21 protein-coding genes are annotated in these 20123 nt (G+C 65.2%); 9 read left to right on the forward strand and 12 right to left on the reverse strand.

Features of this window, described 5'->3' with window-relative positions:
* Positions 1-65 precede the first annotated feature (65 nt).
* The 4 genes from XH96_RS27065 to arsC all read left to right on the forward strand — a co-directional run bounded on the left by XH96_RS27065 (position 66) and on the right by arsC (position 2475).
* Positions 66-428: a helix-turn-helix transcriptional regulator gene (locus tag XH96_RS27065; protein ID WP_194388452.1), complete on the forward strand. Its 363-nt coding sequence runs from the start codon at positions 66-68 to the stop codon at positions 426-428.
* Positions 421-948, forward strand: a complete 528-nt coding sequence (locus XH96_RS27070) for an arsenate reductase ArsC (protein ID WP_194388453.1) — start codon at positions 421-423, stop codon at positions 946-948. The genes XH96_RS27065 and XH96_RS27070 overlap by 8 nt, the downstream gene beginning before the upstream one ends.
* 2 nt (positions 949-950) lie before the next feature.
* Positions 951-2006: an ACR3 family arsenite efflux transporter gene (arsB, locus tag XH96_RS27075; protein ID WP_194394278.1), complete on the forward strand. Its 1056-nt coding sequence runs from the start codon at positions 951-953 to the stop codon at positions 2004-2006.
* A gap of 67 nt (positions 2007-2073) precedes the next feature.
* Positions 2074-2475, forward strand: a complete 402-nt coding sequence (gene arsC / locus XH96_RS27080; RefSeq protein WP_194388454.1) for an arsenate reductase (glutaredoxin) — start codon at positions 2074-2076, stop codon at positions 2473-2475.
* 65 nt (positions 2476-2540) lie between these two features.
* On the opposite strand, the gene XH96_RS27085 is transcribed toward arsC, so the two are convergent.
* The 6 genes from XH96_RS27085 to XH96_RS27110 all read right to left on the reverse strand — a co-directional run bounded on the left by XH96_RS27085 (position 2541) and on the right by XH96_RS27110 (position 9211).
* Entirely contained in the window at positions 2541-2936 is a 396-nt protein-coding gene (locus tag XH96_RS27085) for a response regulator (RefSeq protein ID WP_194388455.1), read from the reverse strand.
* Positions 2937-3188: 252 nt separating this feature from the next.
* Positions 3189-3956, reverse strand: coding sequence for a hypothetical protein (locus XH96_RS27090; protein WP_194388456.1), 768 nt, complete (start codon positions 3954-3956; stop codon positions 3189-3191).
* Positions 3957-4152: 196 nt separating this feature from the next.
* Positions 4153-4596 carry a hypothetical protein gene (locus tag XH96_RS27095; protein ID WP_194388457.1) on the reverse strand — a complete coding sequence of 148 codons (444 nt, stop codon included), beginning with the start codon at positions 4594-4596 and terminating at the stop codon, positions 4153-4155.
* Positions 4597-4618: 22 nt separating this feature from the next.
* Positions 4619-7897 carry a CHAT domain-containing protein gene (locus tag XH96_RS27100; RefSeq protein ID WP_246789760.1) on the reverse strand — a complete coding sequence of 1093 codons (3279 nt, stop codon included), beginning with the start codon at positions 7895-7897 and terminating at the stop codon, positions 4619-4621.
* Between the two features lie 347 nt (positions 7898-8244).
* Positions 8245-9006 (reverse strand): hypothetical protein, encoded by a 762-nt coding sequence (locus XH96_RS27105; protein WP_194388459.1) that lies wholly within the window; start codon positions 9004-9006, stop codon positions 8245-8247.
* Positions 9007-9022: 16 nt separating this feature from the next.
* Positions 9023-9211 (reverse strand): hypothetical protein, encoded by a 189-nt coding sequence (locus tag XH96_RS27110; RefSeq protein WP_194388460.1) that lies wholly within the window; start codon positions 9209-9211, stop codon positions 9023-9025.
* 255 nt (positions 9212-9466) lie between these two features.
* Between XH96_RS27110 and XH96_RS27115 the strand changes: the two genes are divergently transcribed.
* Complete coding sequence (locus tag XH96_RS27115; RefSeq protein WP_194388461.1) at positions 9467-10414, forward strand: DUF2336 domain-containing protein; 948 nt, start codon at positions 9467-9469, stop codon at positions 10412-10414.
* Positions 10415-10645: 231 nt separating this feature from the next.
* On the opposite strand, the gene XH96_RS27120 is transcribed toward XH96_RS27115, so the two are convergent.
* The 4 genes from XH96_RS27120 to XH96_RS27135 all read right to left on the reverse strand — a co-directional run bounded on the left by XH96_RS27120 (position 10646) and on the right by XH96_RS27135 (position 14005).
* Complete coding sequence (locus tag XH96_RS27120) at positions 10646-10990, reverse strand: DUF1491 family protein (RefSeq protein WP_061878014.1); 345 nt, start codon at positions 10988-10990, stop codon at positions 10646-10648.
* A 53-nt stretch (positions 10991-11043) separates the two neighbouring features.
* A complete protein-coding gene (locus tag XH96_RS27125; RefSeq protein ID WP_194388462.1) occupies positions 11044-11256 on the reverse strand; it encodes a hypothetical protein in 213 nt (70 codons plus the stop codon).
* 156 nt (positions 11257-11412) lie between these two features.
* Positions 11413-12114 carry a peptidoglycan-binding domain-containing protein gene (locus XH96_RS27130; RefSeq protein ID WP_194388463.1) on the reverse strand — a complete coding sequence of 234 codons (702 nt, stop codon included), beginning with the start codon at positions 12112-12114 and terminating at the stop codon, positions 11413-11415.
* Entirely contained in the window at positions 12107-14005 is a 1899-nt protein-coding gene (locus XH96_RS27135; RefSeq protein WP_194388464.1) for an ATP-binding protein, read from the reverse strand. Before XH96_RS27135 ends, XH96_RS27130 begins: the two co-directional genes overlap by 8 nt.
* 410 nt (positions 14006-14415) lie before the next feature.
* Here XH96_RS27135 and XH96_RS27140 point away from each other — a divergent pair, with 410 nt between their 5' ends.
* Together XH96_RS27140 and XH96_RS27145 are read left to right on the forward strand one after the other, a co-directional pair.
* A complete protein-coding gene (locus XH96_RS27140) occupies positions 14416-14859 on the forward strand; it encodes a DUF5330 domain-containing protein (protein WP_194388465.1) in 444 nt (147 codons plus the stop codon).
* Between the two features lie 67 nt (positions 14860-14926).
* Complete coding sequence (locus tag XH96_RS27145) at positions 14927-15355, forward strand: SufE family protein (RefSeq protein ID WP_061878019.1); 429 nt, start codon at positions 14927-14929, stop codon at positions 15353-15355.
* Between the two features lie 124 nt (positions 15356-15479).
* Here the strand turns inward: XH96_RS27145 and XH96_RS27150 are convergent, their stop codons facing one another.
* Together XH96_RS27150 and XH96_RS27155 are read right to left on the reverse strand one after the other, a co-directional pair.
* On the reverse strand, positions 15480-15896 hold the full coding sequence (locus tag XH96_RS27150; protein ID WP_131874332.1) for a MucR family transcriptional regulator: 417 nt from the start codon (positions 15894-15896) through the stop codon (positions 15480-15482).
* 146 nt (positions 15897-16042) lie between these two features.
* The gene (locus tag XH96_RS27155; RefSeq protein WP_194388466.1) at positions 16043-16882 is read right to left on the reverse strand and encodes a DUF308 domain-containing protein; all 840 of its coding nucleotides are present in this window, start codon (positions 16880-16882) and stop codon (positions 16043-16045) included.
* A 312-nt stretch (positions 16883-17194) separates the two neighbouring features.
* Here XH96_RS27155 and XH96_RS27160 point away from each other — a divergent pair, with 312 nt between their 5' ends.
* Positions 17195-18844, forward strand: coding sequence for a glycosyltransferase family 39 protein (locus XH96_RS27160; RefSeq protein WP_194388467.1), 1650 nt, complete (start codon positions 17195-17197; stop codon positions 18842-18844).
* Between the two features lie 208 nt (positions 18845-19052).
* Positions 19053-19832 carry a class II aldolase/adducin family protein gene (locus XH96_RS27165; RefSeq protein WP_131874338.1) on the forward strand — a complete coding sequence of 260 codons (780 nt, stop codon included), beginning with the start codon at positions 19053-19055 and terminating at the stop codon, positions 19830-19832.
* Positions 19833-20123 lie beyond the last annotated feature (291 nt).

Below are 20123 nucleotides of genomic sequence, written 5' to 3' on the forward strand. Positions count from 1 at the left end.
TATAGGCTCACAAGGGTTCGGATTTCAGGTTGACGCGGCCCATACAATTCCATAAATCTGGATATATGGAAACAGAAGAAGCCGTCCTGGCGCTCGCCGCGCTGTCTCAACCGACCCGTCTGGAGGCGTTCCGGGCGCTGGTCAGACACGAGCCGGAGGGTCTTGCGGCCGGCGATCTCGCGCGTCTGCTGGAAGTCCCCCAGAACACGCTCTCGGCGCATCTGTCGATTCTCAGCCGCGCACGCCTCGTGTGTTCCGAGCGGCACAGCCGCTCGATCATCTACCGCGCCAACCTCGGCGAATTTCGCGACATTGCCGTCTTCCTGCTGCGCGATTGCTGCGGCGGACGGCCGGAAGTCTGCGAGCCCGTCGTCGAGACTTTGCAATCGTGCTGCGCTCCCAAGCGAAAGGAGAAGGCCCGTGCCTGATCGCGTCTACAATGTGCTGTTTCTCTGTACGGGCAATTCGGCCCGTTCCGTGCTCGCGGAATCGATCCTTCGCAAGGACGGCGCCGGGCGTTTCCGGTCCTTCTCCGCGGGGAGCACGCCGAAAGGCGCCGTGCATCCGCTGGCGCTGCGCACGCTGCAGAGCATGGACTATCCGGTCGACGGGATGCGCTCGAAGAGCTGGCTGGAGTTCGCCGCGCCCGATGCGCCGGTGATGGATTTCGTCTTCACCGTCTGCGACAACGCCGCCGGCGAATCCTGTCCTGTCTGGCCGGGCCAACCGACGACTGCGCATTGGGGCATCGAAGATCCTGCGGCCGTCGAAGGCACCGAGATCGAAAGACTTGCGGCCTTCTCGCGGGCCTTCCGCTATTTGAAGAACCGTATCGGCGCGTTCGTGAACCTGCCCCTCACCGGCATCGACCGGCTTTCGCTGGGGACCAAGCTTCGGGAAATCGGCCGCGCCGAGGGAGCAACGTCCGGCAAGAGCGACGTGGCGTGACGATGGGCATCTTCGAACGATACCTCACCTTGTGGGTCGCGCTGTGCATCGTGGTCGGCGTCGCACTGGGGCACGTCATGCCCGGCTTCTTCGGCGCTGTCGCCGCCGCCGAGGTCGCCAGGGTCAACCTGCCGGTCGCGATGCTGATCTGGCTCATGATCGTGCCGATGTTGTTGAAGATCGACTTCGGCTCACTGGGCCAGGTCCGGGAGCATTGGCGCGGCGTCGGCGTCACCCTCTTCATCAATTGGGCCGTGAAGCCGTTCTCGATGGCGCTGCTGGGCTCCTTTTTCATCGGTCACGTCTTCGCACCGTGGCTGCCGTCCGGCCAGATCCCGTCCTACATCGCCGGCCTGATCCTGCTTGCGGCTGCCCCCTGCACTGCGATGGTGTTCGTGTGGTCCAATTTGTGCGAAGGGGAGCCCCACTACACTCTGAGCCAGGTCGCACTCAACGACGTGATCATGGTTTTCCTGTTCGCACCCCTCGTGGGGTTGCTGCTCGGAGTGGCCTCGATCAGCGTCCCCTGGGACACGCTGCTTTTGTCCGTTGTGCTTTACATCGTGGTTCCCGTGATTGTCGCTCAGCTGTGGCGCAAGGTGCTGCTGCGAGGCGGCGATGCCAGCTTCAACCGCGTCATGCGGATGCTGCAGCCTCTCTCGCTTGTCGCGCTCCTCGCGACATTGGTGCTGCTCTTCGGCTTCCAGGGAGAGCAGATCGTCAAACAGCCCGGCGTCATTGCGATCCTCGCCGTCCCGATTCTTGTGCAAGTCTATCTCAATGCGGGCCTGGCCTATTGGCTGAGCCGGAGGTTCGGCGTGGCCTGGTGCGTCGCGGCTCCAGCGGCCCTGATCGGCGCGAGCAACTTCTTCGAGCTGGCGGTCGCCGCCGCAATCAGCCTGTTCGGTCTGGACTCCGGCGCGGCGCTGGCGACCGTGGTCGGCGTCCTCGTCGAGGTCCCGGTGATGCTGTCTGTCGTCCGCATCGTCAAGGCCACACGGGGCTGGTACGAAGCGGGGACTGGTAAAGTCCCGACGGCTGCCGAGGCCCGTCAATGAACTCATCATTTGCCGGCGGCGGTGCGGCAACGATGGATGCCGGTCTGCCAGTCACGGAGACACGTCGATGAGCGTCACGATCTATCACAACCCCGCTTGCGGCACCTCGCGAAACACCCTGGCGATGATCCGGCAGAGCGGTGTCGAGCCTGTCGTCATCGAGTATCTCAAGACGCCGCCGTCGCGCGAGAGGCTGGTCGAGCTCATCAAGGCGATGGGGATCTCCGCTCGCGCGCTGCTGCGGGAGAAAGGCACGCCCTTTCGCGACCTCGGCCTCGATGACCCCAAATGGTCCGACGACGAGCTGATCGACCAGATGCTCGCCCATCCCATCCTGATCAACCGTCCGATCGTGGTGACGCCAAAGGGCGCGCGATTGTGCCGGCCGTCGGAAGCCGTGATCGATCTCCTGGACAATCCCGTCGGCCGCTTCGTGAAGGAAGACGGCGAGGTGGTCGAAGCGCGATAGGCTTGCGGCGCATCTCCTCGCGCCGCTCGATTGACGGCGCGTATAAGCCGGAGCGGAGCGGATCTTCAGGCGGGACCCGCCTGCTGCGACCCCGCGTTGAGGAGCTGGGAAACAGCGGCAACGACCTGGGCCGGCGCAAACGGCTTTTGCAGCAGGATGCTGTTTGGCACGCCGAGCACCGGCCACTTGTCGGCGGCGCCGCCGGTCATGTAGACCACGGGAAAATGAGGATCGATCTCACGGGCTGCTCTCGCGATTTCCCAGCCGTCGAGGCGTCCCAGCAAATTGACGTCAGTCACGAGAGCACGGTAGGGACGACCACCGTTCAACAACGTAACGGCTTCTTCGCCCGTCTTCGCGGTCGCAGTCTGAAAGCCCCCTTCTTCCAGGGCGCCTTCAACGACAGCCAGGATGGCATCTTCGTCTTCTATGACCAGGACGATTGGTCGTTCCGTCGCCATTGCTTCCCCCGTTACCGCTCTGTTTAAAAGTGCACACAGCGTATTTTGTTCCGGCGGCAGAACGCAGTTCGAGCAACAGGGGCGCCGGCCATCTGGATTCATAGCCGGTGCAGCAGCTGAGCATCCGGCTGAGCTGAGACGGAACGATCTTGCGATTGCCAAGTTTTCCCGATGCCCTTCCCCAAGGGCGCCCCGAATGGCCCCAGCTCAATGCCCCCCAAATACCGCCGCGAGCTGGGGCCTCTTTTTCCGCTATCCGAGCAAGAAGCCCTTTAACCCCGCATAGATCGAGCCGACGCCGGTCGCGGCGACGCCGGCCAGCGGCCCCGCGGTCTGCATGAGGTCCTGGATCAGGCGGGCGCGGCGGCGCAGTTGCTCCTCGCCGACGTGCTGCCCGAGCAGTCGCGCCACGCGGAAGGCGAACGCATTCGGCTTGCCGCCCTGGGTCAGCACACGCGGCAGGATCTGGAAGATCACGACGCTGAGAATGTTTCCCGAAACGAAAGCGAGCAGGATGCTGGCGCCATATTCGAAAACCTCGCGCCACTCGATCCAGACCGTCGGCAAGATCGGGACATCATCGTGCAGGCCGGTGACCGTCAGCATCGCGAGGATGCTGACGCCTGCGGCCAGGAACGCCAGCACGAATGCCGTCAGGGCGGAGACCCGGTGCAGCGGATAGGCCACGAATCCGAACAGGAGCGGGATGACGATCGATGCAATCCGAAGCGGGATCGGCGACACGTTGAAGGTGATGGTCACGAGCACATGCGCGATCACCAGCAGCAGGGACGGAATGAGGACGTAGAGCACCGCATGCGTTCCATAATAGCGCAGCGGGTTTTTGTAGCGCTCGAGGCGGACATTGACGCGATCGAGATCGCGCCTGAGCTTGTCCAGCTCTGCGACGATCTCCTCAATCTCGAGCAGCGTCGGCCGTACGACGCGCAAGTCTCGCGAACAGTGCTTGCACGCGATGGCTTCGTCCTTGATCGTCTCGGAGCAGAACGGACACTCCATCGCTAGCGCGACTTTCTCCGCCTCATGATGGCTTCGACCTCGTCCCTGGCCCGCCGCAGTTCATCGCGCAGCTCCTCGCGCTTGCGCAGGAGATCGTCGCGCTCCGCGCTCAGCGTGGCGGGAACGGCGACGTCGCGCCCGCACGAAGCGCAAACCAGCGCTCCCTCTGCAATCCCAGACCGGCAGTAGGGGCACGTCACTTGGGCGCCACCTTGAGGGTGAACATTGCCGTACCCGGCCGGCCATCACTGTCCTTGATATCGACGCGCACCGTGTATTCGCCGGGCGGCAGCTCCGCATCCTGCATGTTGATGCCGTCGGCCTGCACGAAGGGCTTGACCCTGGGGGTCAGGTCGACGTTCGGCGTCCGGAGGAAGATCACCTTGACCGACTCAGGATCGATCTTGGCCCCGCCATAGGATTGAAATTTCAACACCAGCCGGAGAGGTGAACTCGCCGAGCCGCCCGGCGAGACGAACTCGACCTTGGGACCGCGCAGGATGCCGCGCTGATCGACGGCAACCGCTCCCTTCGGCGGCGGCAATTTCGCTTCCTCCTCCGAGATCAACAACGTGGCGCGCGACGGTGTCGCGAACGACAAACCTGCAGCCACGAGGCCCAGCAAGACTTTACGCTTCATTTCCCTGCCCCCTTCCCCTTCGTCAACGCAGGCCGCCATCGCCGATGATGGTGTAGGGCGCCCAGAACAGCGGATGTGCATAGGCAAACTCGGTCTTGCCTTCGCCGTTGAGATAGCCCGGCCCGTCGACGAGGGCCATCGCCGCCTCGCGCAGCGCCTCGCTGCGCGACAGCTTGGGGTCGTCGGCCTGCCGCTTGAACAGGTCGGTGACCAATTGTCGCGCCGACTGTGAATGGACCGACCAGTTCGTCACCAGCAGCGCGCGCGTTCCGGCGTAGAAAAACGCGCGCCCAAGCCCGGATGCCGCCTCCGCCCCTGCTCCGGCACCGGCGCCGGTGTTGCAGGCCGACAGGATCACCCAGTCCGCATCCAGTTTGAGGCCCAGGATCTCCTCCATGGTCAGGAGGCCGTCGCCGCCCTCACCCGTCACCGCCGGCGACGACAATGCGAGCGCCGGTTGCGTCAGCCCGTTCAGCTCGCCCGGAACCAGTCCATGGGTCGCAAAGGCCAGAATCCTGAAACCGGACAGATTCATGGTCTTCACCGCGCTCTCGGTTGCGCTCTTGCCGAGAAAGAGCACCTTGGAGGGGTCCGCCTGCAAGGCCAGCGCGATCGATTTTAGCTCGTCGGCGGTATCGGGCAGACGGGGCAAGAGGCCGAGCTCGGCACTGTCGACGCCTTCCAGCCTGGGACTGTTGCGCCGCTTCAGCGGGCCGCCACGGGTGATGTTGCCGCCGGCGTCGGCGACCTGAATCTTCTCGCCTGCGCCTTCCGCCTCGGCCTGCTGCTCGCCGTTGAAATAGGGATCGCCAAAGGCCACGAGGTCGCCGCGACCGGGCCTGCCCGGCGGCAATTGCCGCAGCGTGCGCAGCGCCGCCGCCGAAGGCACCGTCGACACGGCATGGGTTCGCGCCAGCCACGGCACATTGCGATAACCGATGAAGAGCGGGTCTTCGTCGGCAGCAACCTCCGCCGGCGCCGTCGGCAACAAGGACAGCGGCAACAATCCCAGCGCGCCGTTGGTCACGACGATCACGTTCCTGGCCGGCTTCCAGCCGCTCTCGACCGGCTTGAGCAGCAGTTCGTAGAGCTCGTGGCCGAGCTTGAGGTCGAAGGGCGGAATGTCGGAGATCATCGCAGCTTGCGGCTCGAGCGCTTCGCGCAGCTTGCGGATCTTCGTCTCGATGTCGCCGATCCTGGCTTGGACGGCGGCGAACGCCACCGGCCCCGACTTCGGTACGGCCCAGACAAAACTGCCGTTCTGGCCGAAATAGAACGACAGCATGGCCTCATCGTCGGCCAGCGTGGCGCGGATTTCGGCGACGCTCGGCGGCCTGGGCGAGACGAGATCGGCGTAAATCGGAAACTTCTGCTTGATTTCCTGGCGCGCCTTGTCGCGTTGCCCGCGCAAGACGCCAATCGAAGCCTGGATTTGTGCAACGCCCTTCTCGTCCCGTTCCGCCGCGGGAAGCGCGAGCACGTTGTTGAGCGTGCCGAGCTGGGCGTTGACCTGCTTGGTAAGATCCTGCTCCTTGCGCACGAGCTCGGCAAGCGCAGGGTCCTTTGCCGCCGCACGCGCGCTGGAAGCTGCCAGCGCCTGCTGCACCGAGCGGCCGCGGACAGCATCAGCGAGGCCGAACGTCTCTTCGCCGACCTCCTTGCCGGTTCCTACGGCCCTGGCAAGCAGCAGCAGATAGCTCTCCACGATGGTCTGCAGCCGCTGGCTGCGCGCGGCCACCACCGTCGTGTTCTCATCGTCAGCGTTTTCCCCGGCGCTCGCCACCATGACCGGGATGGCAGCCTTGAACTCCCGGATAGCTTCCGCATCGCGGCGTGCGCGCATCAGTCCGACCGCCAGCGTGCCGCGCGCCGAGGCGGAATCGAAATGATTCTCGCCGACCCGGGCGACCTGCTTCTTCACAAGCTGCTCGGCCGCGGCGATGCCTGCGTCCAACTGACCGGAGCCATAAAGCGAGAGGATCCGGGACGGATTGAGTTCGAATACCTGACGGCGCTGCGGATCCCAGCCGGCGACCGCCTTGTCGATCCTCGCAAACATCTCGTTCGCTTCGGCGTTCTGGCGCCGAAGTGTCAGAATGCCGGCGAGCTGCGACAGCAATTGTACCGTCGCTTGCGAATCCTCCGGCACACCCACGCTCTTGTTGATCTCGAGCGCCACACGCCCGAGCTTCTCGGCCTCCTCGTAACGGCCCTGATCGACCAGAATGCCCGCCAGCCCCATCACGAAACGCGGCGTGACGGGATTGTACTTGCCGGTGTCCTTCAGGCGCGAGAGCAGCGCGCGGCGCGCGTCCGCCTCGGCCTCAGCGAGCCTGCCCTGCTTCGCCTTCATCCGCGCCTGGTTCAACACGGTGCCGTCGATCACCTGCTGCAGGAGTGTTTCCGCCGGCGCGTTGTCCGACTCCATGATCGCCTTCGTGCTTGCGCGCTTGCGCACCTCCGCATTGCGATAGGCGGTCTCGGCGTCGGCAAATTGTCCGCGCGCCTCGAAAATCAGGGCGCGAGCCAGCTCCAGCTCGCCTTCCCAGCTCTGGCCGAACCTGGAATAAGCCGATCGCCAATTGGGATGGCCGCTGGTCCGGGCCTCCTGGATCGCGGTCTGACTACGGCGCAGATAAGCTTCAGCCTGCGCGACGTCGCCCATCTGGATGAGAACGGCCGCGACCGCGCGGTTGGTGTTGAACTGCCATCCCTTGGCGCCCGGCATGCTGGCCGCTTCGCGCAGAAGCCTTTGCATGATCTCGAGCGCGCGCTTCGGGTCTCCCGCAAGAGCGTGCTGCAGCGACTGAAGCTGCAACATCCGCGCCAGCAAATTCGGACTGACGGCGCCGCGCCCGACTTCCACGGCCTTGTCGGCGTCGGACATCGCCTCGGCGAGCCGGCCGAGCTGCGCGCGCGCGTTGGCGCGATCAAAGTAAAGCTCGGCGAGATCCTGACGGGATTCCTTGCCGGTCGGTGTGGCTTCGGCGTCCGACTTCAATTCCGCGATCGTCTTCTCGTTGGGCCTGTCGCCGTCGAGGATCGCCGTGATGTCGGCGATGCTGCGCGGCGGCGCAACGAAGTCCTTCGGGAGCACGGTGCCTGGCTCGAGCTTGGGTGCCATTTCCTTGGGAAGCTCGACTGCGACATTGGCACGGCCATTGGCGGCATTCAGTGCCGCCATCACGCAGGTCCTGACCTGAGGCGAGGCCTTGGCCCGGCAAGCCTCCAGATTGGCACCGCCGGCCGGCCCTCCACCTGCGCGCATGCAAGCCTGCACGATCGGCCTGCCGACCGTCATCCGGCAATTCTCGAGAGCCGCTTCCTTGGTCAGCGCGGTTGCAGAGCCGGTTGACCCCAGCAGAAGGGCGAGGGTCAGCAGTTGGCGTGGGATAAGGTCTAGACGGCTCTTAAACGGACCAATGGCGTCCAAGCGCATCTCGAACAACCTTTGAAAAAATAACTTGAAGAAACGGGACTATCCTATCCGGACCGTACGGAAGGACAAGGGCAATCAAGGCGGTTCCCGGATGCCTCAACGCTCTAGGCGGCTACGGCCGGCATGAAGGGGCGGCGGCTTCAGGCTAGCTTTGCTGATTTGGCCGCAAGGGCGAGATGGCTGCGCTCGGCCGGCAGCGGGTTGTATGGTCAGCCCTTGGAGATGACCGCCCGGCCGTAGGGCGGCTGTGCCGCGACCGGAGGATTGGCGGTCTGGGCGGCGAGCTCGCCGATCAGGCGGTCGGCATCGGCGGCCATGCCGTCGGGGGCCTGGATCACCAGGCGTTCCAGAGCCCAGCGGTAGGACGAGATGCGCTGCTCCAGGCACTGCTGCACCCACTGGATGATCAGCGAGTTCTCCTGCATGCGCGCGACCGCATCGTCCCTCTCCCTTGGCGAGAGCGCGGAGACGCGCGCCATGCTGGCATCGCGCTTCCTGTCGAGATCGATGACGCGGATCGCGCTGGCGAAGAACGGCTCGAAGCGGGTGATGTCGTTGCGGACGTCCTCGATCAGCTGCGCATAGCGCGAGGAGTGCGAGCGGTGCGGCTCGTCGATCAGCGTGCGTCCGTACATGGTGCGGTCGAACACGACCTTCTGCCGCCAGGGCGAGGGCAGCGCCTTGTAGTCGCCGAACACGCTCTTCCAGGCCGGCCGTGACAGCGGCGGCTCGATCATGGGATAGGCGAGATCGCGAAGCTGGCGCTCTTCGTCGGTGAGCTGGAATTGCGAGGGCTGCAGGCCGACGCTGGAGGTGACCTCCGCGCCCAGCCAGCGGTGCATGTCGTCGCTACGCATGTCGGCGCGGGTGCGGCCGAAATCGCCGCCGCTGCAGGCGCACAGCCCCGCGCCAAGCACGGCGAGCAGGACGGCCGAGAGGACGGGCCGGATCTGGCGGATGGATTCCGGCATTGCGTGAAGCCGGATGTCAGCGGCGGCGACGACGGCGCCCCGGCGCTGCGCCCTGCTCCGGCCCGCGATCGCCGCTGGTTTCGTCCACCTCACGCTCGATCCGGATCACGGGAAGGATCACGACCGTTCCCATGTCCGCGCGCGGAGCGACATCCCCCGACGAGCCCACCCGGCGACCGGCCGGAAATTCGATGATGGTCCCCATGTCAGCTCTCTCAATTGCCGTGCGACCGAACGCGCCTCTGCAACGTGGCGATCATTAAGATCAGTTCATGGTTAACGGGATGTAAACGCGCGCCCTTGGACCGTAACTGCACGGGCGCGCCAGGCCGTCCCGTTGCGGTACGACAACGCCTTGAATTGCAGGACCGGCTTCACGCCTCGTTTTCCTTAACGAGGCTTTAAAAGAACCTGCGCTAGGCTCGCTCGCAAGTATCTCTTCCGAGTTGCGTACGCCTCCATGACCAAGTCGCTGTTTCCCGGATTCGACGGGCTGATGAACCTGTCCCGTCGCGAAGGTGTCGATGTCCGTCCGACGCTGCTGCGCGTGCTGACCGACCTGTATGTCCAGACCGGCACCCACAGCGAGGACGAGCAGCGGCAGTTCGTCGAGCTCGCCACGCGGCTGATCGACCAGGTCGACGATGCGACGCGCGCGGCCGTCAAGGCGCGGCTCGCGGTCTATCCGCACACGCCCGTCCCGGTCCTGCAGAAGCTCGGGCTGGTCGCGACGCAGGAAGGCCGCAGGGTTCCATTGCCTCCCTCTCCGGCGCGCGCGCCGGCCGAGCCCGAGCAGCGCATGGCTGCCGACATGGCGATGCAGCCGAAGGAAGCGGCCGAGATCCACGACATGTTCTTCCGCGCCGGCGCCTCCGAGCGCGCGCTGATCCTGCACAATCTGGCACAGACCCCGCTGAAGGCCGCCCCCCGCATCCCGACCGTGCGCGCCAAGCGCGCGATCCAGATCCTGGAAATGGCGGCGATCGCGGGCGACGTCGACAACTTCACCTTCGAGCTCGGCGACAGCCTGATCCTGCCCTCGCGCGTCGCAGCCCAGATCGTCGACGATACCAGCGGCGAGGCGCTCGCGGTCGCCGCGCGGGCACTCGACATGCCGAGCCCCGTCTTCCAGCGCATCCTGCTGTTCTTCAAGCCGGAGATCGGGACGTCCGTGAACGCCGTGTACCGGCTGTCGCGGCTCTACGACCGCCTCGCCGAGCGCTCGGCGCTGGTGATGCTGGCGGCCTGGCGCGGCTCGACGCTCGCCGTCACGCGCGCAAAGTACCAGGCAGCACTGCACGACGGCGAACGCCAGCGCGCGCGTGCGGTCGCGGGCCAGACGCGGCCGGGCGCGCAGCCCGGCTCCAGCCCGACGGTGCGCAAGGGTACCGGTTCGTCGGATCGCTGATAGCTCGCGCTCAGGCGCTAACCGTATGTGTGAGGCGCATGACGTCTCCCAAGCTCGTCATTGCCAATGCAGCAAGCGACACGCTTCCCCTTGTGCCCCGGACGCAGCGCCTCTTCGGCGGTGCGCTGCAGAGCCGGGGCCAATTTCGCCGCGTCGATTCATGCTGCTTTCTAGGTCCGGCTCTGCACGGCAACGCTGACGCGTTGCCGCTTGTCCGGGACACGGCAGCAGTTACATCTTCGCCAATTCCAGAAAATGCCGTCCGGCACGGTCTTCGGTCTCGACGATCCAGGCGTCGGAATCGAAGCGGATCTCCTTGGTCAACCGCTCCTCGATCGTGTGCTCCGGCAGAGGCTGCGGCGAGACGGGCACGAAGAAGCGATCGATGGGCCGGCCGTCGTCATAGACGGTCTGCGGCGCCGGCGCATACAGCATCGCATTGCCGTCGAGCAGCGACACCTTGACGAACACCGCACCCGCCTCCTCGGCGCCGCGGCGTCGCACGGCGCCAAACACGCCCTCGGTCTGGCAGCGACGCAAGTAAGCCGCCACCCAAATGTTGGATTTCAAACGCATGACTTCGACGATAGGCCAGCGCGAGGTCTCACGCCAGCCTCACTTCGTCCGTCTCACGCTTTGCGCGTGCTCTCCTGGCCGCCGCGAATCTGGGTCGCGACGAAATATGACAGCGGCATCGCCAGCGCGAATCCAACGGCCACGGCGTAGGGAATGTTCTTGATGGCATTCGCCGCAAGGCTCGGCACCATCAGCACCACGATCAGACTGATTCCAGCCAACGTGGTTCCCAACATGATCCAGACCAGAATCGAAACCTTGAACATGACGACCTCTCTCTTCCCTGATGAGGATGAGCGATCATGTTCTCCGAATCCGCCGGCCGTCATTGATCCCCAGCAAATCCCGCGCCCGCGGACGCCGAACTGATGTGCGGACGCGCGCTATGCGGAATTGATCGGCGTCAATGACAGCCGGTACGGCTACTCGACCGGGTGGCCGATCGCGGCGCCGAGCTCGCGCAGCAGCCGATCGGACACCTGCCCGGTGACGGGCATCTTGTGCTCGCGCTCGAACTTCTGGATCGCGGACTGGGTCTCGCCGCCCATCGTGCCCGTGATCTTCAGATTGCCGTAGCCATATTCGGACAGCGCGCGCTGCACGCCGGCGATACGCCGCGCGGCCGGGCTTTGCACCGGAATCGGCGCAGGCGGACGCAGGGCCGAGGGCGGCGCCGAGGTCGTGGCCTTGACCAGGTTCGCCATCGGATCGTTCGCGCGCGTCGAGGCGGTCGCCTCGACGGGCTTTTCGGGCGCCTTCTCGACGGCACGCTCGGCCGGTTTGGGCTCGACGCGGAACTCCGTCGCACGCGGCTCGAGCGGCGAGCTATCGGCGCCGACGGGGCGCGGACGCGGCAACGGGTTCGCCAGCGGCACCGAGGACGGCGCGGGAAGATTGATCACCGTGCCGAACATCGGCGCGGGATGCCGGCCGGTCTGGAGGAACAGCGCATTGGCAACGATCGCACTGATCGCGGCGGCGGCGACGAGGCCGGCCAGCGTATCCTTGGGGCTGTGCAGCAGCACGCGCAGCACGAGGCTGCGCTCGGTCTCGACATCGACGACCGCGGCTTTGGCGCCCCGTCGGCGCGGAGCGGCTTCGTCCTTGGCAGACTTCCTAGGCACTTTTCTTCACCAGAGCGGGTTGATCCTGAGACTGGTCGTGAGTTTGGTCGTGAAGGTCCTGACCTTGAAGGTCCTGGCGCAGCACCGGCGTCAGCGTCGCGATCTTGCCCTCGCTCGCCTTGTCATTGGCCGGCCTGACTTGCGGCGGCGTGTAGACGAGCGGCAGCTTGACGGTGACGGCGGTGCCCTCTCCCAACCTGCTTTGTACCGTCAATTCGCCGAGATGCAACGCCACGAGACTCTTGACGATCGAAAGTCCAAGACCGGTGCCTTCGTGACGGCGCTGATAGGTCCTGCCGGCTTGGAAGAACGGCGCGCCGATGCGCTTGAGGTCGTCGGCCGCGATGCCGACGCCGGTGTCGCTGACGCGCAGCGTCAGCTGCGAACCCGACACCGCGGCTGATACGCAGACCTGGCCACCGCGCTCGGTGAACTTGATCGCATTGGCGACGAGGTTGAGCACGATCTGCTTGAAGGCCCTGGGATCGCCGGTCATGACGGGCAGGTCCTGCGGCGCGTCGGTGATCAGGTCGATGCCGTTCTCCCGCGCCTTCAGCGCCAGCAGATTGCAGCAATGCAATAGCGAAGCCCGCGGCGCGAACGGCTCGGACGCGATCTCGAAATTGCCCGATTCCATCTTCGACATGTCCAGGATGCCGTTGACGACCGACAGCAGGTGCTGGCCGGAATCGTTGATGAGCTGGGCGTATTCCTTGCGCTGGGCCGCCCCCAGCATCAGGCTCTGCTCCTGCGCGATCATCTCGGAGAAGCCGATGATGGCGTTGAGCGGCGTGCGCAGCTCATGGCTCATGGTGGCGAGGAAGCGGGTCTTGGCGGCATCGGCCGTCTCGGCGGCGCTGCGCGCCTGATCCAGCGCCTGCTCGAAAAGCTTGCGATCGGTGACGTCGCGCATCACCGCGACGACTTCGGCTTCGCGGGTTGTGTCACGATCGATATCCTGGCGGCCGAGATCTAGGTCGAGCGGGCGGCAGCGCATCTCGACCCAGATGAAATCGACCTCACCGCGCTCGGAACCAACGGGCTCCCGCCGCAGCCGGAACTCGACGCTTGCGACGTCGCCGCGCGCCGCATCCGACAGAGCGGTGAGATAGGCCGGCCGATCGGCGACATGGACGCGGTCGAACAGGCCGTGGCCGAGCAGTTGCGCCACCTGCACGCCGAGCATGGCCTCCACCGCCGGCGAGATGAACTGCACGGCTCCATTACGCTGATGCCGCGAAATCACGTCGCTCATGTTGCGCGCGAGCAGGCGGTAACGCTCCTCCTCGCGCGACAAGAGCGCGACACTGGTGCGCGCGAGCGATTCCGCGCCGAAGGCGAGCCCTGCGGCATAGAGAGTCGCAGACGCGATGCCGAAGGCCATCAGCACTCCGCGCTCGGCCGCGCTCGGCTCCTCCACCGGCAGCCAACCGAGCTGGCTGATCAGGATCAGCATCCCGGCGCAGGACAGCGCGAGCAGCGAGGCGAAGGCCGCGACGCGGCGCGAGGCCGACAGCGCAGCTTCGAGTGGAACCACGATCAGCCAGACCGCGGCGAATGATTGGATGCCCCCCGTCGTGACCGCGACCGCCATGATCAGGCCGGCGAGCGCCAGCGACGACAATACATGCGCGCCTTCGTAGCGTCCGGTGCGCGACAGGAACCAGGCCAGCATGATGGGCGCGATCAGCCACGCAAAGGCCGCGACCTCGACCGCGCTCGGCGCACCGCGCATGGCGAGATAAACCGGAAATGCGGCAAAGGCGGCCAGGCTGCCGAGCAGCCGCGGCGCCATGAAGGCACGATGGCGCGCTCGCATCAGCGCATCGTAGCGCGCGGAGGGATGCAGCAGCGCATCGAGACAATCGCGGATGATACTCAAAACTGTCACGGGTCTCGCGCTTCGGCTCAATCGTCTCTTGGAAGACGCGCCGGAACGCCTCCTTATCGTTGAGCCACCGTGTCAGAGCGACCTTAAACGAGTGCTAAGGCGACCCCGCGTGCGGCCGGACACCGCGCGATCGCGAAGCTTTTTAGACGATTTGGCGACGTCTTCGGTCGGGATGGTGAACACAGGGTTTCACCTTCCTCCGCATGGTTTCGAATTGGTGGATGCGGGCAGCCGGCGGAATCATGAGCGCGGGCGTCAATCGAAAATTTACGACACCGTCGGCTTCGAAGAATCCTGCGCAAATTTTCCGCGAATTAAGCTCAAGGCAATCACTTGCGATTTATCGAGAGTTGCTAGGTCCGACTTCCGCGGAGATCGCCGCGGGCGGAATCCAACGGACAGGTCGCAAGATGCGCTTTCTGCTTCGCATCACATTCTGGCTCGGGCTGGTGCTGGTGCTCCTGCCGCGGGACAAGACGCCCGAATCGGAGAAGCTGCCGCAGATCGGCGCCGCCGACGCGGTGCAGGCTGCGACTGCGGCCGTCTCCGACATGACCCATTTCTGCAAGCGCCAGCCGGCCGCCTGCGAGGTCGGCGGACAGGCCGCGACCATCATCGGCCAGCGGGCCCAGGACGGCGCCAAGAAGCTCTACCAGATCATCAACGACAAGAAAGAGCAGATCACCAACGACAAGAACGACAAGAACGAGAAGACCGACAAGAAGGCGCCCGACCATACCGGCTCGATCGCCATGGCCGGCGAAGGCGACAGTGCCGCAAGCGAGGCGCCGCGCGATACCCTGACCCAGGACGACCTTGCGCTCGAATGGCGCGGACCAGAGCCGGCGAATTAGCCGCCAAACCCTATCGATTTCACGGCTTCGCGACCCTATATTGGCCTGAACGCGAACACGGGCCAACATGACGACGATCGACGAAATCAGGGACAATTTCGAGCTTCTGGACGAGTGGGACGACCGCTACCGGTATGTCATCGAGCTCGGCCGCACCCTGGAACCGATGCCGGAGGCGGAACACTCCGCCGCCAACAAGGTGCAGGGCTGCGTCAGCCAGGTCTGGCTCCAGAAGCTGGTCGACCGCAGCAATGGCGAGCCGATCCTGAGATATCGCGGCGACAGCGACGCGCATATCGTGCGCGGGCTGGTCGCGATCGTGCTTGCGCTCTATTCGGGCCGCACGCCGCAGCAGATCCTCGCTACCGACGCGATCGCCGTGTTCAACGAGTTCGGCTTCCGCGATCATCTGACGCCGCAGCGCTCCAATGGCCTGCGCTCGATGGTCGAGCGTATCAAGACCGACGCAAAAGAGGCGCTCGCGGAAGCGACGTGACAAGCTTGGTGGCGTCGTAGGGTGGGCAAAGGCGCCCTTGCGCCGTGCCCACCATCTTTCATCACTCGCGCTCGAAGTGGTGGGCACGCTCCGCTTTGCCCACCCTACGAGATTCCAGGCGCGACTACTTCCGCTTTCGCTGCTGCTGTCCGAGGCCCATCTGCTTGGCAAGCTGCGAGCGCGCCACCGCATAGTTCGGGGCGACCATGGGATAGTCGGCCGGCAAGCCCCACTTCTCGCGGTATTGCTCCGGCGTCATGTTGTACTGCGTGCGCAAATGCCGCTTCAGCGACTTGAAGCGCTTGCCGTCTTCCAGACAGACCAGATAATCGGGCGCGATCGACTTCTTCAGCGACACGGCCGGCTTGGCGGGCTCGAGCGGCGCCGCCTCGGTGCGGCCCGACGACACCCGCACCAGAGCGCCATGCACCTGGCTGATCAGGTTCGGAATCTCGGCCGCCGGCGTCGGATTGTTGCTGAGATAGGCCGACACGATGCTTGCCGTCAGCTCGATGAAATTCCTGGCCCCCGCGTCCGACATCGGCCGCCCTCCCTCCACCTTGCGTCTCACGGGATTGACGACGCCAGAGTATTCCATGTCAACAATACGTTCGGCTGAAACAAGATAACGGACGATGATGCGCTGATTACTGGTGAACGGCGCTGCTTTACTTATGCGCGGCAGCCTCAACCACGCTGGTCGAGATGGGCACGGAGCTCGTCGATCGAGGCAAAGCGCATCATGCCTTCCGGCATCTGCGCCTCGATCGAGCCGTCGGAATAGAGCGAATAGGCCATGCCGTCGACGACGCCGGATTTGAGCACGGTCACGGGTGCCGGCTCGACGGGTGGCGGCGGTTCGGGTGCAGGCGGTGGGGCGGTCTCCGCAAAGGTCGAGGGGGAGCGCGGCAGCGGACGGCGTGGGGGAGGAGCCGGCGGCTCCTGCGGGCGCATACGATCCGGCTTCGGCCAGGCCGCGTCAAAGCTCGCGGGCGGATGGTCCGGCGCCTCACCGTGCTCCTCCGCAGGCAGCTGCGACGCCGCGCCTTCGTTGGCCTTCTCCGCGCGCTCGCGCTCCTTGCGCGAGGTCGAGGTGAACAACAGGTTGCGCCGGCGCGGCGCTTCCGGAGCGGGTGGCGGCGCAGGAGCTTCGGCCTCCTGCGGTCCCTCGCCCCGTGGACGCTCGCGCGCGGCAGCTTCGCTCTGCCACGGCCGCGGGCCTGCGGACGGTGGTGGCGGCGGCGCCGGCTCGGGCGTGACCGTGCCTGATACGGCGAGGCCCGGCAGCACGGGCCTGACCCGAACATCGGACGGCGCGATCGCGGCGGCCAGCCGGCGAGCGATGCCCTTGAGCTCGAGCAGCACGAGATACAGGCCGACCAGTAACATTCCGGAGCAGACGCCGATGGCGCCGGAGATTATGAGAGTTCCGCCGAGGCTGAATTCCCTGATCGTCAGGCCGAAAATGATCGCAAGGAGACCCGCCAGGACGGCGCAAATCCCCACGATCAACAATGCCAAGCTCATCGAACTCACCCCCGGCCGCGCATCCACACGCGACAACCGCTACGCCACGATACCGTCATACGATGTTCCACGCCAACGGCCAATTGTAGGCGGTGTTCCTAAAGGGAAGGAAATCAGGGACTTATTCACATTCCCTTCAGCTCCGGCTCGGTACTGCTCAGGGTCCTCCGAAGAACGGGAATTGCTGCGTCGCATCAGGATTTTAGCTATAATGCCCAATTACTTGGTAATGGAACTGCGCTATAGGGAGTCCGGGGAGCAGGCCCGCGCGCACCGGCGGGGCCAAGCGAGGATTCCGGGGCACCGATTGCCATGACATCCATCACGACTTCGGTGATCGATACGCCCCTGCGGCGCTCGGTCGAACGGACTTGCGACGATCTCGCCATGCTGGTGCTGGCTGCGGTCGCCGTCATCGCAGGCTTGACGTTCCGCGACTACGGGCTCGGCTGGGACGACTACACCCACGCCGAATACGCCGACCTACTGCTGCGCATGTTCGGTTCCGGCTTCAAGGACACCGCGGCGCTCTCCTTCGCCAATCTCTACATGTATGGCGGCGGCTTCGACATGGTCGCGGCCCTCCTCCACAAGGTCATCCCGCTCGAACTGTTCGAGACGCGCCGCCTGGTCGGCGCCATCGTCGGCGTGATCGGCCTTGCGGTGACGTGGCGGCTCGGCCGCCGCGTCGGCGGACCTCTTGCGGGTCTTGCCTCGCTCCTGCTGCTCGCGCTCTGCCCGATCTTCTACGGCCACATGTTCATGAACCCGAAGGATGCGCCCTTCGCGGTAGCCATGATCATCCTGATGCTCGGCCTCGTCCGTCTCGCCGAGGAATATCCGCGGCCGTCGCCGCGCACAGTCCTCATCGTCGGCCTGGGTGCCGGTCTTTCGCTGGGCTGCCGCATTCTCGGCGGGCTCGCACTCGTCTACGCCGTGCTCGGCTTCATACCGCTGCTGCTGGAGGAACTGCGCACTGAGGGTTTGCGCGAGTCGGTCCGCCGCTTTGCCCATGTCGTCTATGTGCTGCTGCCCGGCCTCGTGCTCGGCTATCTCGTGATGGGCCTGATCTGGCCGTGGTCGATCATGGAGCCCGGCAATCCCTTCGACGCGCTGACCTACTTCTCGCATTTCTTCGAGAAGCCGTGGAAGGAGATGTTCGACGGCGCGATCGTGTCGGTGCCCGACATGCCCTGGTCCTATCTGCCGACGCTGTTCGCACTGCAGCTGCCGGAGGTGATGCTGGTGCTGACCGCCGGCGCCGTGTTCAGCACCTTCGCCATGTTGCCGCGACGCGGGGTTCCGGCGCGCCGCAAGACCATCCTCTTGATGCTGACGCTGGCTGCGACCCTGCCGCTCGCGATCGCGATGGTGAAGCGCCCGGCGTTGTACAACGGCATCCGTCATTTCGTCTTCGTGATCCCGCCGATGGCGGTGCTCGGCGGCGTCGCGTTCGCCTGGGCCATGGAGCGCCTGCGCGCCAATCACCGCACCTGGCAGCCGGTCGTGCTCGCCACCTTCTGCTTCGGCCTCGCGCTGTCGCTCGCCGAGATGATCCGGCTGCACCCCTACCAATACACGCATTTCAACCATATCGCCGGGACCGTTCGCGGCGCCGACGACCGCTTCATGCTGGACTATTGGGGCCTCGCCCTGAAGCAGGCCTCCGACGAATTGCGCGAGCAGCTCGTCGAACGCCAGGAAGTGCCGCCCAGCAACCGCAAATGGAAGGTCGCGGTCTGCGGCCCGCAACGCCCGGCCCAGGTCGCGCTCGGGCCCGACTTCACCATCGGCTGGGATTCCAACGCGGCCGATTTCGCCATGACGCTCGGCGAGTTCTACTGCAAGGGCCTCACCGCGCCCGTCATGGTCGAGATCAAGCGCGACGACGTGGTGTTCGCCCGCGTCTACGACATCCGCGGCCGCGCCATTTCCGGCCTGCTGTCGATCCCGGCGCCGTAATTTCCTTCCCCGGTCTCCGGGCTGCACAAGAACAACGCAGTCGTGGCCTGGATGAGCGCCACACATCCGGGACCTTCGGGGCAGCCGCGCCTATCCCTTGCGCTCATGCGGGCTACGCTGAACTGCCGCGCTTTTGGCCGTCTTGCTGCCAGCCCGCAGCAAGAATAGGTTTGCGCCCCGCAACAACGATGTTTCGGAGAGATCAGCCATGTCGCCAGCGGAAGCGCGCCTCAGGGAAGTGCCGTCGAACATGACGGAGGCGGAGTGGCAGCAACGGGTCAATCTCGCGGCCTGCTATCGCCTTGTTGCGCTGTACGGCTGGGACGATCTGGTCGACACCCACATCTCCGCGCGCGTGCCCGGTCCCGACCATCACTTCCTCATCAACCCCTACGGGCTGATGTTCGAGGAAATCACGGCCTCGAGCCTCGTCAAGGTCGACCTGCACGGCAACCAGCTCTCCGAGAGCGAATACAGCATCAACCCGGCCGGCTTCACCATCCATTCGGCGATCCACGAGGTGCGCGAGGACGCGATCTGCGTGCTGCATCTCCACACGCTCGACGGCACCGCGGTGTCGAGCAGCGCCGAAGGCCTGCTGCCGCTGAACCAGACTGCCCAGCTCGTCACCCACGATCTCGCCTATCACGACTATGAAGGCATTGCGCTCGACCACGACGAGCGGCCGCGGCTGCAGAAGGATCTCGGCGACCACAACCACATGCTCCTGCGCAACCACGGCACGCTCACGGTCGGCCGCTCGGTCGCCTCCGCCTTCGAGCGCATGTATCACCTCGAGCGCGCCTGTTCGATGCAGGTGCGCACGCGCGCGCTGGGCACGCCGATCTATCCGGTCGACGATATCGCGATCGACAAGAACACCGAGCTGCTGTCGAATCGCGACCGCGCCGAGTTGCGCGCCACCAACCTGGTGTGGCCGCCCTTGCTGCGCAAGCTCGACCGCGTCAATCCCGGCTACAGGTCTTGAGATATTTTGGATCCGGTGTAGAGTAGCGCCCAACGAACCTCTACGCCTTTTGGAATGAAACGCCGCCCAATCCCGGGCGGCGTTTTTATTTGGTGCGGCGGCCTCTCCGCTCGTCATTGCGAGGAGCCCTTGCGACGAAGCAATCCAGAGTGTTTCCGCGGAGGGATTCTGGATTGCTTCGCTGCGCTCGCAATGACGGGGAGAGAGTAGCGGATGAAGCTCTCGTAGCGTGGGCAAAGCGCCGCGTGCCCACGTCTTGTTCCTTCGCAATCTCCGAGAGATGGTGGGCAC

Origin of the sequence: Bradyrhizobium sp. CCBAU 51765, from assembly GCF_015291725.1 — a bacterium.
GTDB classification, from domain to species: Bacteria; Pseudomonadota; Alphaproteobacteria; order Rhizobiales; family Xanthobacteraceae; genus Bradyrhizobium; species Bradyrhizobium liaoningense.